At 60.4% G+C, this 15,566-nt stretch carries 13 protein-coding genes; 11 read left to right on the top strand and 2 right to left on the bottom strand.

What is annotated here, in order from left to right; translation table 11 throughout:
- Positions 1-151 precede the first annotated feature (151 nt).
- The 4 genes from OXQ95_RS09275 to OXQ95_RS09260 all read left to right on the top strand — a co-directional run bounded on the left by OXQ95_RS09275 (position 152) and on the right by OXQ95_RS09260 (position 4,794).
- Positions 152-1,252 carry a hypothetical protein gene (locus OXQ95_RS09275; protein ID WP_267381301.1) on the top strand — a complete coding sequence of 367 codons (1,101 nt, stop codon included), beginning with the start codon at positions 152-154 and terminating at the stop codon, positions 1,250-1,252.
- Positions 1,249-2,088 carry a radical SAM protein gene (locus OXQ95_RS09270; RefSeq protein WP_267381300.1) on the top strand — a complete coding sequence of 280 codons (840 nt, stop codon included), beginning with the start codon at positions 1,249-1,251 and terminating at the stop codon, positions 2,086-2,088. The genes OXQ95_RS09275 and OXQ95_RS09270 overlap by 4 nt, the downstream gene beginning before the upstream one ends.
- A gap of 493 nt (positions 2,089-2,581) precedes the next feature.
- Positions 2,582-4,039 (top strand): MDR family MFS transporter, encoded by a 1,458-nt coding sequence (locus tag OXQ95_RS09265; RefSeq protein ID WP_267381299.1) that lies wholly within the window; start codon positions 2,582-2,584, stop codon positions 4,037-4,039.
- A 425-nt stretch (positions 4,040-4,464) separates the two neighbouring features.
- Positions 4,465-4,794, top strand: a complete 330-nt coding sequence (locus OXQ95_RS09260) for a hypothetical protein (protein ID WP_267381298.1) — start codon at positions 4,465-4,467, stop codon at positions 4,792-4,794.
- 538 nt (positions 4,795-5,332) lie between these two features.
- On the opposite strand, the gene OXQ95_RS09255 is transcribed toward OXQ95_RS09260, so the two are convergent.
- Positions 5,333-6,064 (bottom strand): hypothetical protein, encoded by a 732-nt coding sequence (locus OXQ95_RS09255; protein ID WP_267381297.1) that lies wholly within the window; start codon positions 6,062-6,064, stop codon positions 5,333-5,335.
- A gap of 302 nt (positions 6,065-6,366) precedes the next feature.
- Here OXQ95_RS09255 and OXQ95_RS09250 point away from each other — a divergent pair, with 302 nt between their 5' ends.
- From OXQ95_RS09250 to OXQ95_RS09225, 6 genes are all read left to right on the top strand, one after another.
- Positions 6,367-6,789: a hypothetical protein gene (locus tag OXQ95_RS09250; protein ID WP_267381296.1), complete on the top strand. Its 423-nt coding sequence runs from the start codon at positions 6,367-6,369 to the stop codon at positions 6,787-6,789.
- Entirely contained in the window at positions 6,790-7,740 is a 951-nt protein-coding gene (locus OXQ95_RS09245) for a hypothetical protein (RefSeq protein WP_267381295.1), read from the top strand.
- 49 nt (positions 7,741-7,789) lie between these two features.
- The gene (locus tag OXQ95_RS09240; protein WP_267381294.1) at positions 7,790-8,848 is read left to right on the top strand and encodes a hypothetical protein; all 1,059 of its coding nucleotides are present in this window, start codon (positions 7,790-7,792) and stop codon (positions 8,846-8,848) included.
- Positions 8,845-9,777 (top strand): ADP-ribosylglycohydrolase family protein, encoded by a 933-nt coding sequence (locus tag OXQ95_RS09235; RefSeq protein WP_267381293.1) that lies wholly within the window; start codon positions 8,845-8,847, stop codon positions 9,775-9,777. The genes OXQ95_RS09240 and OXQ95_RS09235 overlap by 4 nt, the downstream gene beginning before the upstream one ends.
- Positions 9,778-11,100: 1,323 nt before the next feature.
- Positions 11,101-11,535 carry a hypothetical protein gene (locus tag OXQ95_RS09230; protein WP_267381292.1) on the top strand — a complete coding sequence of 145 codons (435 nt, stop codon included), beginning with the start codon at positions 11,101-11,103 and terminating at the stop codon, positions 11,533-11,535.
- A gap of 137 nt (positions 11,536-11,672) precedes the next feature.
- Complete coding sequence (locus OXQ95_RS09225; protein ID WP_267381291.1) at positions 11,673-12,728, top strand: alpha/beta hydrolase; 1,056 nt, start codon at positions 11,673-11,675, stop codon at positions 12,726-12,728.
- Positions 12,729-12,973: 245 nt separating this feature from the next.
- Here the strand turns inward: OXQ95_RS09225 and OXQ95_RS09220 are convergent, their stop codons facing one another.
- Complete coding sequence (locus OXQ95_RS09220; RefSeq protein ID WP_267381290.1) at positions 12,974-14,350, bottom strand: IS1182 family transposase; 1,377 nt, start codon at positions 14,348-14,350, stop codon at positions 12,974-12,976.
- A 623-nt stretch (positions 14,351-14,973) separates the two neighbouring features.
- On the opposite strand from OXQ95_RS09220, the gene OXQ95_RS09215 reads away from it, so the two are divergent.
- Complete coding sequence (locus OXQ95_RS09215; RefSeq protein ID WP_267381289.1) at positions 14,974-15,210, top strand: hypothetical protein; 237 nt, start codon at positions 14,974-14,976, stop codon at positions 15,208-15,210.
- Positions 15,211-15,566: the final 356 nt, after the last annotated feature.

Raw genomic sequence — 15,566 nt, 5'->3', positions numbered from 1 at the left:
TTCATACTGACCGAGAGGGTGGTCTGAACGAACGACCAGAATCTGAGCGCCAAATGGGCGCCCCGTACGGCCGTTTTTGGGTCGCCGCGAAGGCGATGGCCGGTGATTGGGCTTTGCGCCATGCCGCCGCGCGTCCTATTCCGGGTGCGACATGACCGAGCGTATTTCAACTGCCGAGGAGGGCGTCGTCGCCGAACTCGTCCGAAAGGGCGTAGACGCGGCCCAGGCGCGCGCTGGCACCTTGCTGGCAACGCGCGGCTACGCGCGGCCGTTCGACGACATCGTATCGACGCTACAGCAGTATCCCGGGCTGCATGACGCCGCGGTCGTCGGCACCGCGCTCCGCGCGCTGCTACGAGAAGGGCTACTCAGCGACAGCCGGACGACGCTCGGCCACGAGCTTGTCGTGCCCGCCGCAAACATCTGCGAGAGGCTCGCCACCCTAGCGACGAGGCCGGGATTGGCGGGCGAACTGCTTGGGCTGCGCGAGCGCCGCGATGCGTATGTGGAGATGGTCGGTCCGCTAGCCGACGCCCGGGCCTACGAGACGTACGTCGAAGCCCTACGCACCGCCCGTAACGACATCGTCATGGCGGTCGTGAATACCGATCCCGAAACCCTGCAGTCGGTAAAGGTGCTGGAGGAACGTGCGCGGGAGGGGGTGCGGGTCCGGATACTCGGTGCCGGGCCGAAGGTCATCGAGCGGCTGCGCGGCGCGGCAGCGGTCGCGGAGGGGGAGAAGCGCATCGAGGCCTGGCATCGTCTGTCCCGGCGGAACAGGGGGATCGAATATCGGCTGAGCGACCGCGTCCAGGACATGCTCTACGCGACGTCGGTCCAGATCGACGGCGAGCTGCTACGCCTCGTCGTCTACGATCCGTTCAGCGTCCGTAGCAAGGAGGGGCAGGTCCTCCAGCTCGCGTCGTCCTCGGGTACGAGGGCGAACGTGATCCGCGACTTCACTGCAAGGTTCGACGTCGCTTGGAGACACGCACGCCGCCCCGGACCGCTCGGCATCGCCCTCTCGCGGCTAGGGTCCGGTTGGCAGATGATTCTGGGCTTCGCGCTCCTCGTCCTGCTAGCGCTGATCGTGGACCCGGCGCGCGGTCTTGGATGGGTGTTGGGACCGCGCCTGCAGCCGACTGCCTTTAACGTGCTTGCCTCCGTGGCGGCCACGCTGCTGGTCACCGGCATCGCAACGATCCGTCGTCGGTACGTGGAGCTTCGCGACATCACGGGTAGCGCCCGGTGACCACGCCGCCGCCGATCCTCAAGGCCCACTGGGAGGCGTGGGACGCGTGCAATCTGCACTGCGGGTTCTGCTATCGCACGACCAAGCCGCCGCTCGCCGCCACCGAGGCGGAGATGATGATCTCTAGCCTCGCTGCCGCCGGGATCGAGCAAATCGTGTTCGCGGGTGGCGATCCCTCGCTGCGGCCGGACATCGCGGAACTCGTCGGGCTTGCGAGGCGGCTTGGCATGAAGGTTGAGGTACAGACCAACGCCCATCTGTTCACCCGCGTGTTCGCGCCCGTTCTTAGTCAGGTCGACCTGTTCGGCTTCTCGCTGGATGCTGGCTACGCGGCGGCGCATGACACTCTGAGGGGTACGCGGGACAACTTCCGGCGGGTCGTCGAAGCGATGGATATGTGCGATGCGGCGGGGAAACCCTACGTGGTTCGGACGGTCTGCTCGGCACGCAACGCGGATGTATTCTGCGATGTCGGCCGCCTCCTAATCGGACGCGGGTCGCTGCGGAAGTGGTCGGTCGTCCAGTTCAGCGCTATCGGCGAGGGCTATCGCAACAGGGGGAGCTACGAGCTTTCGGAGCTGGCTTTCCGACAGGTTGTCGCGGACGTGCGGCTGCATCTCCCCTCAGTTCCCCTGGAATCTTACGGCAACGCCGAGAAGGGAGGAGTCTACTTCCTGATCAAGCCGAACGGGGACGCTTACACCACGACCACGGACTTCGCGGGCGAGGAATACGAGAGCGTCGGCAACGTTTTGTCGGACGGTGTGGAGGCCTGCCTTGCGCAACTCAAGATCGACGCAGCCGCGCACCAGCGTCGATACCGGACCCTGATCTAACGCGCCGCACCGTGGCTAGGTCCGACGGGCTGTACTCACCACTACCATGATGCTGCAAGCGCGGACGTCATGAGGACTGTCGCTGCATACCAGCCGGAACACCACGTCGGACATGAAGCGGCAGACGAGGTTGAGCAGGTTCGCGTAGCAGCGGGTCGCGAGCGGTCAGCGCCTTGGCGATCCCGGCGACCGGAGTGCCGCCGCCCACTCTTTGGTCAAACGAGTATCCCGTTCGCACGCAGCGTGCTGCCTAGGTATCGATGTGCTCGGCGACCTGGGTCGCTACACGCGATGAATGAGCGACCGCTTTCCGGAAGAGGCGCGATGCCGCTGAACGTCCGAAATTGGGTCCTTTCCACGGCCGAGCCGCAAGACGAGTTCCCGCTCCACAGAGCACGCTTGAGTCCCAGCTGATGCGGTTGGGGAGCCTGTGCGATCCCCACTGGCCTGAAGCAGGTATCCGTATTTGACCCGGTCGCTTAAGCGCACCCGCATGCACATCTCTCAATCGCATGCGCGGCCGCTCGTGCTCGCCTCCGTCATGGCCGCCTCATTCATGATCGCGATCGAGGCAACGATCGTGTCCACCGCCATGCCGCAGATCGTCGGCCATCTCGGACGGCTCGAACTCTATGCGTGGGTGTTCTCATCATTCCTGCTCGCGCAAACCGCGACCACGGTGGTGTTCGGCAAGCTTGCCGACCTCTACGGGCGCAAGTCGGTGCTGCTCGTTGGCATCGCCATCTTCCTCGTCGGCTCGCTGCTGTGCGGCGGCGCTTGGTCGATGCCGTCGCTAATCGCGTTCCGGCTGGTGCAGGGGGTTGGCGCGGGCGCGATCCAGCCAGTGTCGATCACCGTTATCGGCGACCAATATGCCGCTCACGAGCGTGGCCGCGTCCAGGGCTATCTCGCCAGCGTATGGGGTGTTTCGTCGGTGATCGGGCCGCTTGCGGGCGGACTCATCATTCAGCATTTGAGCTGGGCCTGGATCTTCTGGATCAACGTGCCCGTGGGATTGACCGCCGCAGCAGGGTTCCACTTCTTCCTGAAGGAGACCGTGTCGCGCGAGAAGCGTGACGTCGATGTGGCGGGGGCCGTGTTATTCACCGTCACGATCGCCGCGCTAATGCTCGCGCTGACCGAAGCGGGCGACGCGGGATCGCGGACATCGTTGGTGGCGGCAGCAATTTGTCTGGTGGCCGGCGTCCTGTTCGTCGGGCAGGAGCGCCGCGCGCGTGATCCGATGATGGCATTCGGCCTGTGGTCACGTCGCCCGATCGCGACCACCAACGCCGCTACGCTGTTGAGCGGCATGGCGGTGATCGGGCTGACGACGTTCCTGCCGATGTACGTGCAGGCGGTGCTCGGCTACTCAGCCCTGGTGGCAGGGTTCACGCTAACCGCGATGGTGCTTGGCTGGCCGATTGGGGCGACGTTGGCCGCGCGCAACTTCGCGCGGTTTGGGCTGCGGCCTACGCTGGTGTTCGGTGGCGCGCTTCTGCCGGTCGGCGCCGTGGCGTTCGTAGTTCTTGCGCCAGCCATGTCGCCGTGGGTCGCGGGCGTTGGGTCGCTCGTGATGGGGTTCGGCATGGGGTTCCTCAGTACCGCTGCTATCGTCATCATCCAGGACAGCGTCGGTTGGACCGAGCGCGGCTCTGCGACTGCGTCAAACCTGTTCGCCCGCAATCTTGGGAGCACGCTGGGCGCCACCGTACTCGGCGCGGCGCTGAACGTCAGTCTCGCTCGCAGCGGTACTATTTCGACCGAGCAGATCCGACACCTGCTGGATCACGGCGCCGCGGCCGTTGGCGGAAGCACCGCCCGCGCGGCGCTCAACCACTCGCTTCACGTGACGTTCTGGGGCGTGATGGTGATCGCGCTCCTGACTGCGCTGGCGACGCTGCTGGTCCCTCCGATCAAGTTGGATCAAGGACTGCGTGACGTTAGCTAAGGCGGACCGCCACCTCCTCAATCTCGCCGCTGCCAGACCGAGGACAGTTGCCGTTGAAGATGAAGGAGCGTCCGGTCTAGGAGAGCCCCCGAGCCTGACTAAGCGTCCGGATGTGGGTCATTGAGCAAGTAATCCGAGAGCTTCGAGAAGAGGCACAACGGTCGATGCCGTGCAAGCTGACACTGAAATATATTGCCGCTCTCAATAGGAGCAGGCTATGTCGGCAAATGTCGTTCCCGCCGTTTTTACTATCTCCGATTTCGTTTCATGGTCCCGGATCGGTCGCACGCGTACCTACGAAGAAATTGGCTCCGGCCGCTTACTCAGCTTTATGGTCGGTCGTCGCCGGTACATCCGTGTTACCGATGCCCAAGCTTGGCTTGCACGTCACGCGTGCCCTTTGGCTGAAGGTTAAGGCCATAGCCATGAGCAAGAACAACGTGATCAAACTGGCGACTGCTAGCCGTTCGCCAAAGTCCCACAAATCAGCTCCAACCGTTGATCTTCCCTTCGACCTAGAAGCCGGTGGCGTTGCAATCGCCGCAATGGACATCGCGGTCTCGTGGCTAACAGCCGCATCCATACCCTTCAAAGTAGCGGCACCGCACCAGATCAAAATCGGTAATTTGTCTTATTATCCGAACACCGGTTCTTTCAATCTTGATCGACGACCGAAAGAGCCAGGCCAAGGCCTTTCGGCGTTGAAGCGCTATCTCGAGACCGCGACCGGCAAGCGACTTCCACCCGCGCCGTGAACGCTGTGCCACTTGACGCTTTATGCAATGCAGAAACAGTACTAGAATGTCTATTTATTATAGCAACTTGGACTTGTGACTTGAACTTTAACTCTACCTCCCCCTTCCGCTCCGGAGAAATCCATTGATTAAGCATGCCTTCGCCGATGCCCTCAGCCAACAGACCCCACCCTTCGTCCCGCCCCCGCCGTTTGACTACCCGTTGTCCAAACTGGGCAGTCACCACGCCGCTGCCATCGAACGCGCTATTCGTTCGGGCGCCATCCCGGAGGTCCACGCCTACATCGGCGGCGGCGATTTTTGGGTCGTTCGTTCATCCCTTCAAGACCTCTGTGCACCAGGCCACTGCACCTTCGATCCCAACGACGACTGCTGCTTCATCCCTTAACGACACCAGGCCCAAACCCGGCCGCTCCGCAGAGGCCGCTTGCGGAAATAGCCGTGTAAATCTCCTCACGGAAATTAGGCCAAGATTCTCAACGGGTTAGGTTGACCTGAGATCAAACGATCCACCGAAATACGTCAATTGACGTTTATGCTATTCTGGAACGCTCAAAAGTTGGGCATGCAGTTCGTCGCCGCGCTTGCGCCAGCTATATGCCTCAAGGTGGGCTGGGCTGAGCGTGTCCTCGAAATAGCTGGGTTGCTTGAAGCCCGCGGCCTCTTGCGCGGCCCCACTCAGGTTATCTGACCAGCCGACCGGACGGTTCGTAAAAAACGAGTGTGAGCAGCGGTCATGCGGGAGGCCGAGCACGTCGTGCAACTGGCGCGATGCTCCTTGCTTATCAATCGTCCCGCAAGCGGCGACGGTCTTGATGATGTATGAGACCATTCGCGCCTGTTCGGCCACACGATCCGCCGCCGCACGCGGACGGGGGTTCATCGAGAAATGTGTCGCCGCGGGATTAGTGCCCGGATATGCGCGCCGCTGCCACTTCGTGATCCAGACGGCCAGTTCTGCACGGAGACCATCGGGCGCGACGATAAGTTCGTGCACGTGATGGCCTAAGTCTCGAGTACTCTCGTGGGCATAAACAAAATAATGATCGGTACCTTCGACGATGCCATGGCGGTCTGCATAGCGCTTCAGCCGCCGACCGATACTGACGTTCAGCTTCGTCAACGCTTCGGACTTTTCACGCGGCTTTTGCAGGCCAAGCTGATCGAAATTCAGCGTCAGAACGGCATTGAATGTCAGCCCGAAATTAGCGTTCAAGAACGCCGTTGCGTCTAGCAGCTGAGATACTTTCTTCGCGGGTAAGTTGCGCATGTTACTACTCCCAAAAAAAGCCGGGCACCGTGCACGGCTTCTTGGGGCGGATCATCGCGCCTTCCGCTTCGCCATCGGATACGAGCGTTTGCACGCATCGCCCGCGATCGATGCCGATCTTCGAACGCTATCAGACGCCCATGTGAGCCGCGCTTCGGCAACCTGCCAACGAACACCGCTCAAGCCGCGCTCATAGCCGTCTTGACATCAAAGCGCTATAAGGAATATTCCTTATCGTTGTGATATAAGGTGCCGGTATGCCCGCGAAACATCCTCTCATGGTCAATCTCTCAGCGGAGGGTATGACCCAGCTGCAAGTCTGCGCTGCTGCCGCGGGGCTCACGCCGACCAGCTACGCTAAGCAGCTTCTCGAAGGCCTTCTTTCGAGTAAGCCAGCGGCAACCGCCGCCCAAGCGGACGCTGAGCGCTATCTCATGCAGTGGGTTCACCGGATCGCCTCCGAATACCGCGTCACGGGCCAATGGCAGCCGGACATCACGCTGACCATATTCGAGCGCATCCGTCTGGAGATTCCTGAGCGCCACGCCGCCGCGGTGATTCATGGCCGTCGCACCACGGTTCACCGCGCGATTGGTAGCGAAATCAGGCGCGCGCTCGGTGCCGTGACTCATGTGGTCGACGGCAAGCTGGACACCGGTCACGTACCCCGTGGTCAAGGCTATCTCATCGCCAGTTACACCTGCCTCTATCCGCCCGAGAAGTAGGTGGCAGCGCTCGCTTCATCGGTCGGCCATGCGCTTACTGACGCGACCAGGCCCTCCGAGTTCAAGCATATAGCAGCGCGAACGACGCCGAATAGGATCCGCCTTACGCCTGATCCGATCTGGATCGCGAGTTGGTATGAGCATGCGGAACGCGAAGCTCGCGCTGTCGCGGCTGGCAAGCATCTTGCTTACGGCATTACCTACATTGAATTTGTAAAAGCTTACGAGTTCGTCGCCACAGCGAACACGCATGGTCTAATCTTGGATCAATGCCTAGATGTTACGTGGTCGACCATCGGTATCGTTGGCGAAGCTGCCGTGGCGCGTGCTCAGTCCTTATTAATTGGTCATATCGAAAGCTGGTTTAGTCAGCATCGCACACCGTTTGCAATGATCGCAGTCTTGGAGGTCGGCGCTCGCTTTGGATTGCATAGTCACTTCATTATATCAAACGTGCCGGGCAGCCAGCTAGAATTCCGAAAAGGTTGCTTCAATTGGCTTTGGGATATTGCTAGGCATCGCCCAGTCTACAGCGATGCTATCAAAACGTTCCGACTTGCGCTCGAAGAGCGGGGGCACCTCGTTCAGTGGGGACGCTTTCGCTATATGATGAAGGGACTCAGCCCTTGGGCCACCTTGCTGCATGACGAGAGCGTTGGCGGCCTTATTCCTCTTTATCGCTTCGCGGCTATCAATATCAAATACGAAGGCGAGATCGGCATTCCTCGCCTGACTACATGGCGTAGTGCCTTTGCTATGTCAGTAACAGAGGTGTTATCGTTGTACTTAGACCATTCGTTTAGCGTTGATGGTTACCAGCTTTACGGCGACCAGTTTCTACAAGACCGCTATCTCGCGGTTTCAGAAAACCCGTCATATTGGGATTTGGCTAGGCGCAACGCCGCCGCCTATATTATACAAGCCCCCGCAACAATGATTTGTGGCAGCTAGCAACATAGCAGCGCGATAAGTGAGTTAATCCTGTCAACAGGAGCAACTTATGCATTCGCCTACCGCTCAAAACACCTTGCCGCTCATTCCGGCCGCGGCACTAAAACAGCACCGCGTCCACGAGCCGAACGACACTCGCTTCCGCGCCGCCGCTCGTCTGCTGCAGGCGTTATGGCGGGAAGCACAAAGATTGCCCCTGGGTTCAGTGGTGCGACGCGATGGCTCATCGCGTCGGCTGGGATCGCGACTCAGCATCGCTGCCGCCGCCGCTGGCCGTAATTTCCTTACCCCCGCGATTGCCGCTTGGGCGCGGCACCAGCTCGCCTATCGTCAAAACGGCGCGCTGATCGACGAACGGCGACTGTTTGGGAACCTGCTCACCTCGATGTCGCTCGCGGTCAATCTCTTCGCTCCACTTGCCCTAGACCGGCAGCTGGCGGCGCGGCTGCTGCGTAGCCTAATTCCTGATCTGCCGCTCGTCCGCATCGCCGATGTCATCCTGGAATATTCGCCCGGACGGCTCGACGCCGATCTTACCGCCGATCGGACAGCATTCGATGTCGCTGTCATATACGATCGACCGGACGGCCGACGAGGTCTTGTTGCGATTGAGGTGAAATACAGCGAAGCCATGACCGACAACGCCCCGATAGCTGACGCCACGCTGCTGATCGAACTCGCCCGGTCGTCAGGCCTCTTCAAGAATCCCGACCACGGCTTTCTTCGGGTCAACCCGCTCCAGCAGCTATTTCGTGAACACCTTCTCGCTCATGCCGCGGTCGCTCGTCGCGATTTCGCCTCGGCGCATTTTTTGCTCGTTGCGCCGGCGCACAATCATCTCGTCCAGCGCGCGAGCGGGCAGTATGCCGCTCAGCTTAAGGATGCATGTGGAGGGTCAGTCCCTTTCCTGAGCATCGAGCTGGAACAGATGATCGAAGCATTCACCTGGCAAGGCGAAGCCGATTATGCCTGGGCTCTACACGACCGCTATCTGGCATGGGACAAGTTGCATCGCATCGTTTCAGCTGCCTTGACGGCGCAGCAGACGAAGTGGGCCCCCATTGCCCCGGTCGGTCCGGCCGTTCGCCGCCTTGAGCGTGCCGCATGAGCCCTGCCTCTATCATTCCTGGGTCGATCGAAGATCGTGCCGTCGGTTGCCTCCTCGGCGGGGCAATCGGCGACGCGCTCGGCGTAACAAACGAGTTCGTCGAAGGCTGGCGGGTCACACCCCTCACGCGCATCGTCGGGGGCGGCTGGCTCAAGCGCAAGCCAGGCGAATGGACAGACGACACCGCTATGTCCATCGCCTTGGCAATGAGCCTAGCAGACTGCGGCGGCCTGCACGAAGAGGACTTCCTCGACCGGCTACGGCGCTGGCTTTACTATGGCGATTACAGCTGCACGGGTAAGTGCGACGACGTCGGCTTACTTACCCGCGCCGCCATCACGAACTTTAGTCAAACACGCAAAGTCCGTGCAGGACGTACTGACATCATGTCCGCCGGTAACGGTTCACTTGTTCGTATGGCGCCCATCGCGATCCGGTTCCAGCACGATTTACCCGAGATGCTCGTAGCCGCCGACTGCCAAAGCCGCTGCACCCATGGCGCGCCCGAAGTCATCGACGCCTGCCGCGCCTTCGGCACCTTGCTCGTTGAAGCTTTAAACGGCGGCGGCCGTGGCGTTCTAGAACCGCGCGCGTGGGACGGCACAAAGAACGTCAGCCGCGTTCTCGCCGGTTCCTGGCGTGGCCGCGAGCGCAGCCAAATCGATCCGTCAGGTTGGGTCGTCGCAACGCTCCTAGCGGCCATCTGGAGCGTAGCTACGACGCGGACATTCGAGGATGCTGTACTCCGGGCCGCCAATCTTGGCGGCGACGCCGACTCCATCGCTGCAACCGCCGGGCAGCTTGCCGGTGCGATCTACGGTGCATCCGCAATCGGCGAGTCATTGTCAGCTCCGATCGCTTGGCGCGACCAAGTTATCGCCTTGGCACTTCGCCTCGCCGCCGACGGTACGCACGATGTCAATGATTAGCGAAGATCCGGCGTTGTCGCGGTAACCGCTGCAATACAGGTGCGGGTATCGTTCGTCTGCACCACCGGCGGCGGCGCGGATGTCGTTCGCGACCCGTGGGCTGCATGAGACGGGGCCTCTCTAAGCTGGGCTTCGCGCCGTTTTAGACGGCAGCTTCTGCGTCGATTGCGACGTGAGTGTCACGATCCGGTCGGTTGTGAGGCACCGATAAGTCAGAAACAAAGGCAGGAAAAGCTGCCGGTCTGAAAACGCCCAAAAGCAGACATTCAAGGTCACTGATTGCGAATGAAATGAGAGCCGACGCCTACTGCTACCATCGCAACAAAAGCGAAGAAGCAAACTGCCCCTGCTAGTCCTGCTGTAAAAGTAGTCTGTCCGGCAACCATACGCGCGAAAGGTCGCGCCTCTAGTTTAGGTTTCATCTTGGAAACGGTGACGGCAACAGCGCCGAGACATCCGCTGATCGCACCAAGCCAAACCCACGGCTGGTCCTTGAACGGTATGGATAGGAGCGCGCCCGGTAAGATCGCGACCCCACAGACCAAGCCTGTGACTAGACGTGCCGCCAACGGCGCGAACCAGCCGATACGTGTTGTTCCATCGCTGAACCGGTTCATAAGAGTAGCATGACAGCGCGTTGGAACCGGGACAAGTCAGCGCACCCGAGCGGGCAGCGACCAGTCGCTCCTCGAAAGCCGCCTTTCCGCTTTCCACCACGTCGCGACATTCGCGATCAGCGAAGCGGAAGCCAGAAGCCGCCGGGCTGCAAGCGCCCAGTTGCGGACGATCCTGAGCGGGGTAAACTGGACTTATGACGCAGGTAGCTCCCACTCCCCCGGCGCAGAAGGGCGGAACAGTTCAGTCGGCCTACCTTCACCCATATGCGTGCTTCCGGTGCCGTAAGAGCTTCAAACGTGCTACGCGGGCGGAAGCCGTCCTGCCCTGTCCTGAATGCGGAGGCCCAAGCATCGGGCTAACTCGCAAGTTCAAGCCGCCAAAGCGATCCGATGAAAAGCAGTGGAGGAAGGTGGAGGCTCTGGTGCGCCATGGCTTCTTGTTCTGGAGTGTTGGGGAGCCTTACCCCGATACTCTCCAAGAGGTGGAGGCGTTCGCGCTTCGTCATGCTGGCGAAATTGGCCAAGCGCGGGCACGAAGCCCCGAAGGCTACCGTCAGATTGAGGAAGCGCTGAAAGTTCGGCTTTGATAGCGCACGGCAACTATCCACCACATCGCGTCATTCGGGGCCAGCGAAGCGGCCACCAGGATTTGCCGGACGGCAGACTCCCAATTGCCGACATTCTCCGCGCATGGCATTCATGGTTTATGGAACGGGACTTTGAAGGCGAATTTGAACGAGCGTTTGTCGGACGGGCTTGCTCGATTGAACGTGAGCCGCCATTCTGGCGTGCAGACTTTGGCGATCAAAATACAATACTGTTCTGCGTTCCATGGCGTATAGCTGCGGATGGTCGTGTTGCATTTGGTGATAATGACGACGGGCAACTGTTTGGGCTTCCTTCGCCGGTCGATGGAGTGGAGCGCTCAGCAAATCTACTACGCAATAGAATTGTCGAAAATGTTCAGCTAGACCGGCAGACAGGGGATCTGCGCATCATATTCAGTTATGATACGCGCATCGATGTCTTCAACCATTCATGTGGTTATGAAGGGTGGTACGCCTATTATTACGCCAATGGCGAGCGGTGGAGCATGATCGCGATGGGTGGGGGCGAAATCGCCGTCATACCTGACGGTTAAGCTATGTCTGCTTCCTATAACGTCGCGTCGATCGGGATCGACAAAGCGGACGGGCTGCAAACGCCCAGATATTGACGTAGAGGGTTGGAGCGCGCTTTCCCTAAAGCCGTCGCTGGACAGCGTTTAGGAGAGGGTCGATGCGCGGGTGGGTAATTCCTCTATTAGCTTGGTCAACGGCAATTCCGGCAACAGCGAACCTACCACAATCTCGGGACAGGGATCAGCACGAGCGACCAACAACAGCTATCGAGTACGATGATCCTAAAGACGCAATAGTTTTGAGCGATAAACGACGAGTTCACTTAGTTTGCCGGGGATCGGGTTCACCGACAGTTATATTGACGGCAGGCATAGGCAATTGGTCGGAAGTTTGGGGTAAGGTGCAACCAGCCCTAGCGCAGCGAAATAAGGTATGTGCATGGGATAGGGCTGGGTTCGGGTTTAGCGACGCAAGCAAAATCGCTCAAACGACATCTGCCACGACGGACGATTTAGAAAATGCGCTGCATGCGGCACACGTTGTCGGCCCATACATCTTGGTCGGGCATTCAATGGGATCTTATGAGTCGCTGATGTTTGCCGATCGGCATCTTGCCGACGTTGCGGGTATGGTTCTAGTGGACCCCAGCATACCTAATCAGTTCCAGAGATTGGCAGTAGCAGCTCCCTCCGATGAAGCGCAGTTAGAGCAGCAAAACGATGCGATCGTTCAAGGATCGCGTAAATGTGCAACTGCGCTAAGGACCGGTCAACTGACCCTTACCTCTCCTGACCCAGATGGCTGCCTGCAATACTCCCCGCGCTATTCCAAACGACTCAAAGATGAATTGGCAAAACGAGACTTAAATCCAGCGAGATTTGACACGACCGCTTCCCTTTTTTCGGAATTTCCGTCAAATGCCCGCGCCGTCGAAAAGCCGAGAAGAAACTATAATGATATCCCACTAATTATCCTATCTGCGTTTGTTCCGAGTGGCAATAATAGCGATCATCAACAACCCGCAAATGTCGTATCGCCGTTGCAACGAGAATGGCTGACCGCACATCGCGATTTGATGCATGTTTCGCGGGCGGGCACTCAGTGGGAAGTCCCCGGGGCAGGGCATTTCATCCAACTTAGCAACCCAGACGCTGTGATCGGTGCTGTTGATGCCGTTATAGATGCTGCCGATCAAAATAGCGCCCCGAAATAGGCCTAGCGGGAATCGCTGATACCCGTCGGTCCGTTCTGCAATCCTGCCATCCTCAAAGCCGCCGTTCCGCTGTCCACCACGTTGGGCCGTTCGTTGTCGATAGCGGAGGAGACGCCGCCCCAAACCGGCTGGGCAGCTATCAGGCGGTAAAGCGGACAGGCGGCAATCGCCCGATTGTGTTGAAGAAGTCGGGTGTTGGCTTGGTGCAAGCGGCAGAGGGTTTGTGCTGAACAGGGCTGACCGGCTCAGGCCGGTAGCGGCTGCGTCGGCATCGGGATGAGCTTGGCCATCTTGCGGAGGTTCTGGGCGGTGGCTGCCATATGGAACTCGTCCCTGGCACCGTTTGGACCGCGCAGGCGCAATCGGTCGAGCTTCAGGATGCGTTTGAGGTGCGCGAACAGCATCTCGACCTTCTTTCTCTGGCGCCGCGAAGTGACGTAGGCGTCGGTGGTGGCGATATCGCGGGCAAGGTCGCGAGCCCCTTCGTGGATCGAGCGGGTGACCTTGCGCGCCGGCATGTTGGGCGTGCAGCGTTCCCGCAGGGCGCAGCCGCCGCAGTCCTGCTGTCGGGCGCGATAGCGGATGAAGCCGTCCTGGCCGACATCGCCCCGGGCGGTTGCGAAGTTGCGGTTCCTCGGGCGCAGGCGCTTGCCACCGGGGCAGACGTAGCTGTCGTCGTCACGGTCGTAGGTGAAGGCATCGCGCTCGAACGTGCCGTCGCGGCGGGCGGACTTGTCGAACACCGGGATGTGCGGCTGGATGTCGCGCTCGTGGACCAGCCAGGCGAGCATCTCCGCCGAGCCGTAAGCGGTGTCGGCGGCCAGCCGCTCGGGCCAGACGCCGAAGCGGTCCTGCACCCGCGCGATCATGCGCTTGCACGCGGTCACCTCGGCCTGGCGCACGGCGGTGCTCGCTTCCACGTCCATGATGACGGCGTGGTCGAGGTCGATGAGGTAGTTGGTCGAATACGCATAGAAGGCCGGCCCGCGATGCGCGCTGGTCCAGCGCGATGCCGGATCGACCGGTGCCAGATACTTCGGCACCACCGGTGTCGCTGCGCCGAATGCGGCATCGTCGAGAACGGCCAGATACTCGCGCACCGCACGGCTGTCGGCGTCCGGCGGCAAGCCCTCGCTGCCCGGACCGCCGGTCTGACGATTGGCATCGGCGCGGATCAGGCTCGCGTCGACCGCGAACCCTTCGCCGCCCACCAGCCCCTCGGCCATGCAGCGCGCGACCGTCGTCTCGAACAAACGGCGCAACAGATCGCTGTCGCGGAAGCGCCCGTGGCGGTTCTTCGAGAAGGTCGAATGGTCCGGCACGTCGCCGTCCAGCCCCAGCCGGCAGAACCAGCGATAGGCCAGGTTCAGATGCACCTCGTCGCACAGCCGTCGTTCGGACCGGATACCCATGCAATAGCCGATGATGAGCATCCGGATCATCAACTCCGGATCGATCGAGGGGCGACCCGTGTCACTGTAGAAGGGCTTCAGCTCCTCGCGGATGCCTGACAGGTCCACGAACCGGTCGATTGAGCGCAGCAAGTGATCCGCCGGCACGTGCCGCTCCAGGCTGAAGCTGTAGAAGAGCGCCTCCTGCGCTACCGTCCGCTCGCCCATCATCGGCCCGTCTCCGCTCACCTCGCGGCAAGTGAATCAGACCACCAACACAACTGCAAGCCCGTCTTTTTCAACACAATCGCCCAAAAGCGGACAGAGCCGCGCCTAGCTGGATTGTTCTGATACAGCGGAAGTCCGGGACAAGATCACGATCTTATCCGGGTTATGATCGCCATGTTGCGCTTGTGCCTCGGAACGATATCGTTCCAAATGCTCTCGAACGTACGCAATTGCCTCGTCCCGACTTACAGCGCGACCTGCGTCCTTGGAGACGTACGGATCAGGGATGAACACGTAACGGTCTACGCCGCCCCATGTTGCGGTAAACCGGATCTCTCCATCGACAGCATCAACCGTTCGCATCGAGATCCTGCCTCCTCCTCAGGCCAGCACATTGTTACGCTACGTCCAACACCATGCACTGCTTAGCCCGCGCATATCGATGTCCGCAATCCACCATGTCGCGGTGCTCCCGATCGGCAGAGCGGAAGGCAGAAGCCGCCGGGCTGCCAGCGCCCAATGCCGGTCATTCGTCTTGCGCACGGAGGCCACCTGATAGCTGCCGTTGACGGCCTTCGATGATCGGAGACATCATTCGCCGTGACGTTCGGCTTACGGAGTTAGATATGGCAGCGACCTACGATGATTTTGGACGCGAAACCGATGAGATGGGGCACATTTTGGACCCCGCAGAACGGTATCAGCAGATCATGCTCCGGCTGTACGACCTACTCGCGGATACCGGTGACTACGGGTATTCGCCCGATGCGTGCGCGCGATTGAACGAAGCACGCCTCATGTTCATGGATGAGTTTCAGCAGCGCCATCCCGGGTACGGCAAGGGCCGCGCGATTTGGCCTTAGGTTTGTGAACTATGGGATCGCCGGTGCGCCCGCTACTGCCCGAATTGCGCATGAACTCGTTTGGGTTAAGCTAACGCTGATGGAGGATGGATATCGATCCAGTGGCACGGTGGGAGGCAAGTGGGGTTGCGGTTTGGCCGCGCTAGTCGGTTTGCCGTTGGTCGGCTTTGTGATCCTCTTGAGCGCGCTTGGTGACTGCGTTCCCGGTGACCCCTGCCATCATGGTTTTGATTGGCCGCTGATCGGAGCCGCACTTGGGATTGCCGCTCTCGTTGGCTTCGGCAGCCGTGCCGCGATCAACGCAATTATTCGCCGTTGAGATAACGACAGCTAGCCATCAAGGTCAGCCGACTGAC

The organism is Sphingomonas sp. GC_Shp_6 (assembly GCF_026540835.1).
Lineage (GTDB): Bacteria > Pseudomonadota > Alphaproteobacteria > Sphingomonadales > Sphingomonadaceae > Sphingomonas.
Note: the sequence above shows the minus strand (reverse complement) of the source record. Positions and strands in the feature narration are given on the sequence as shown.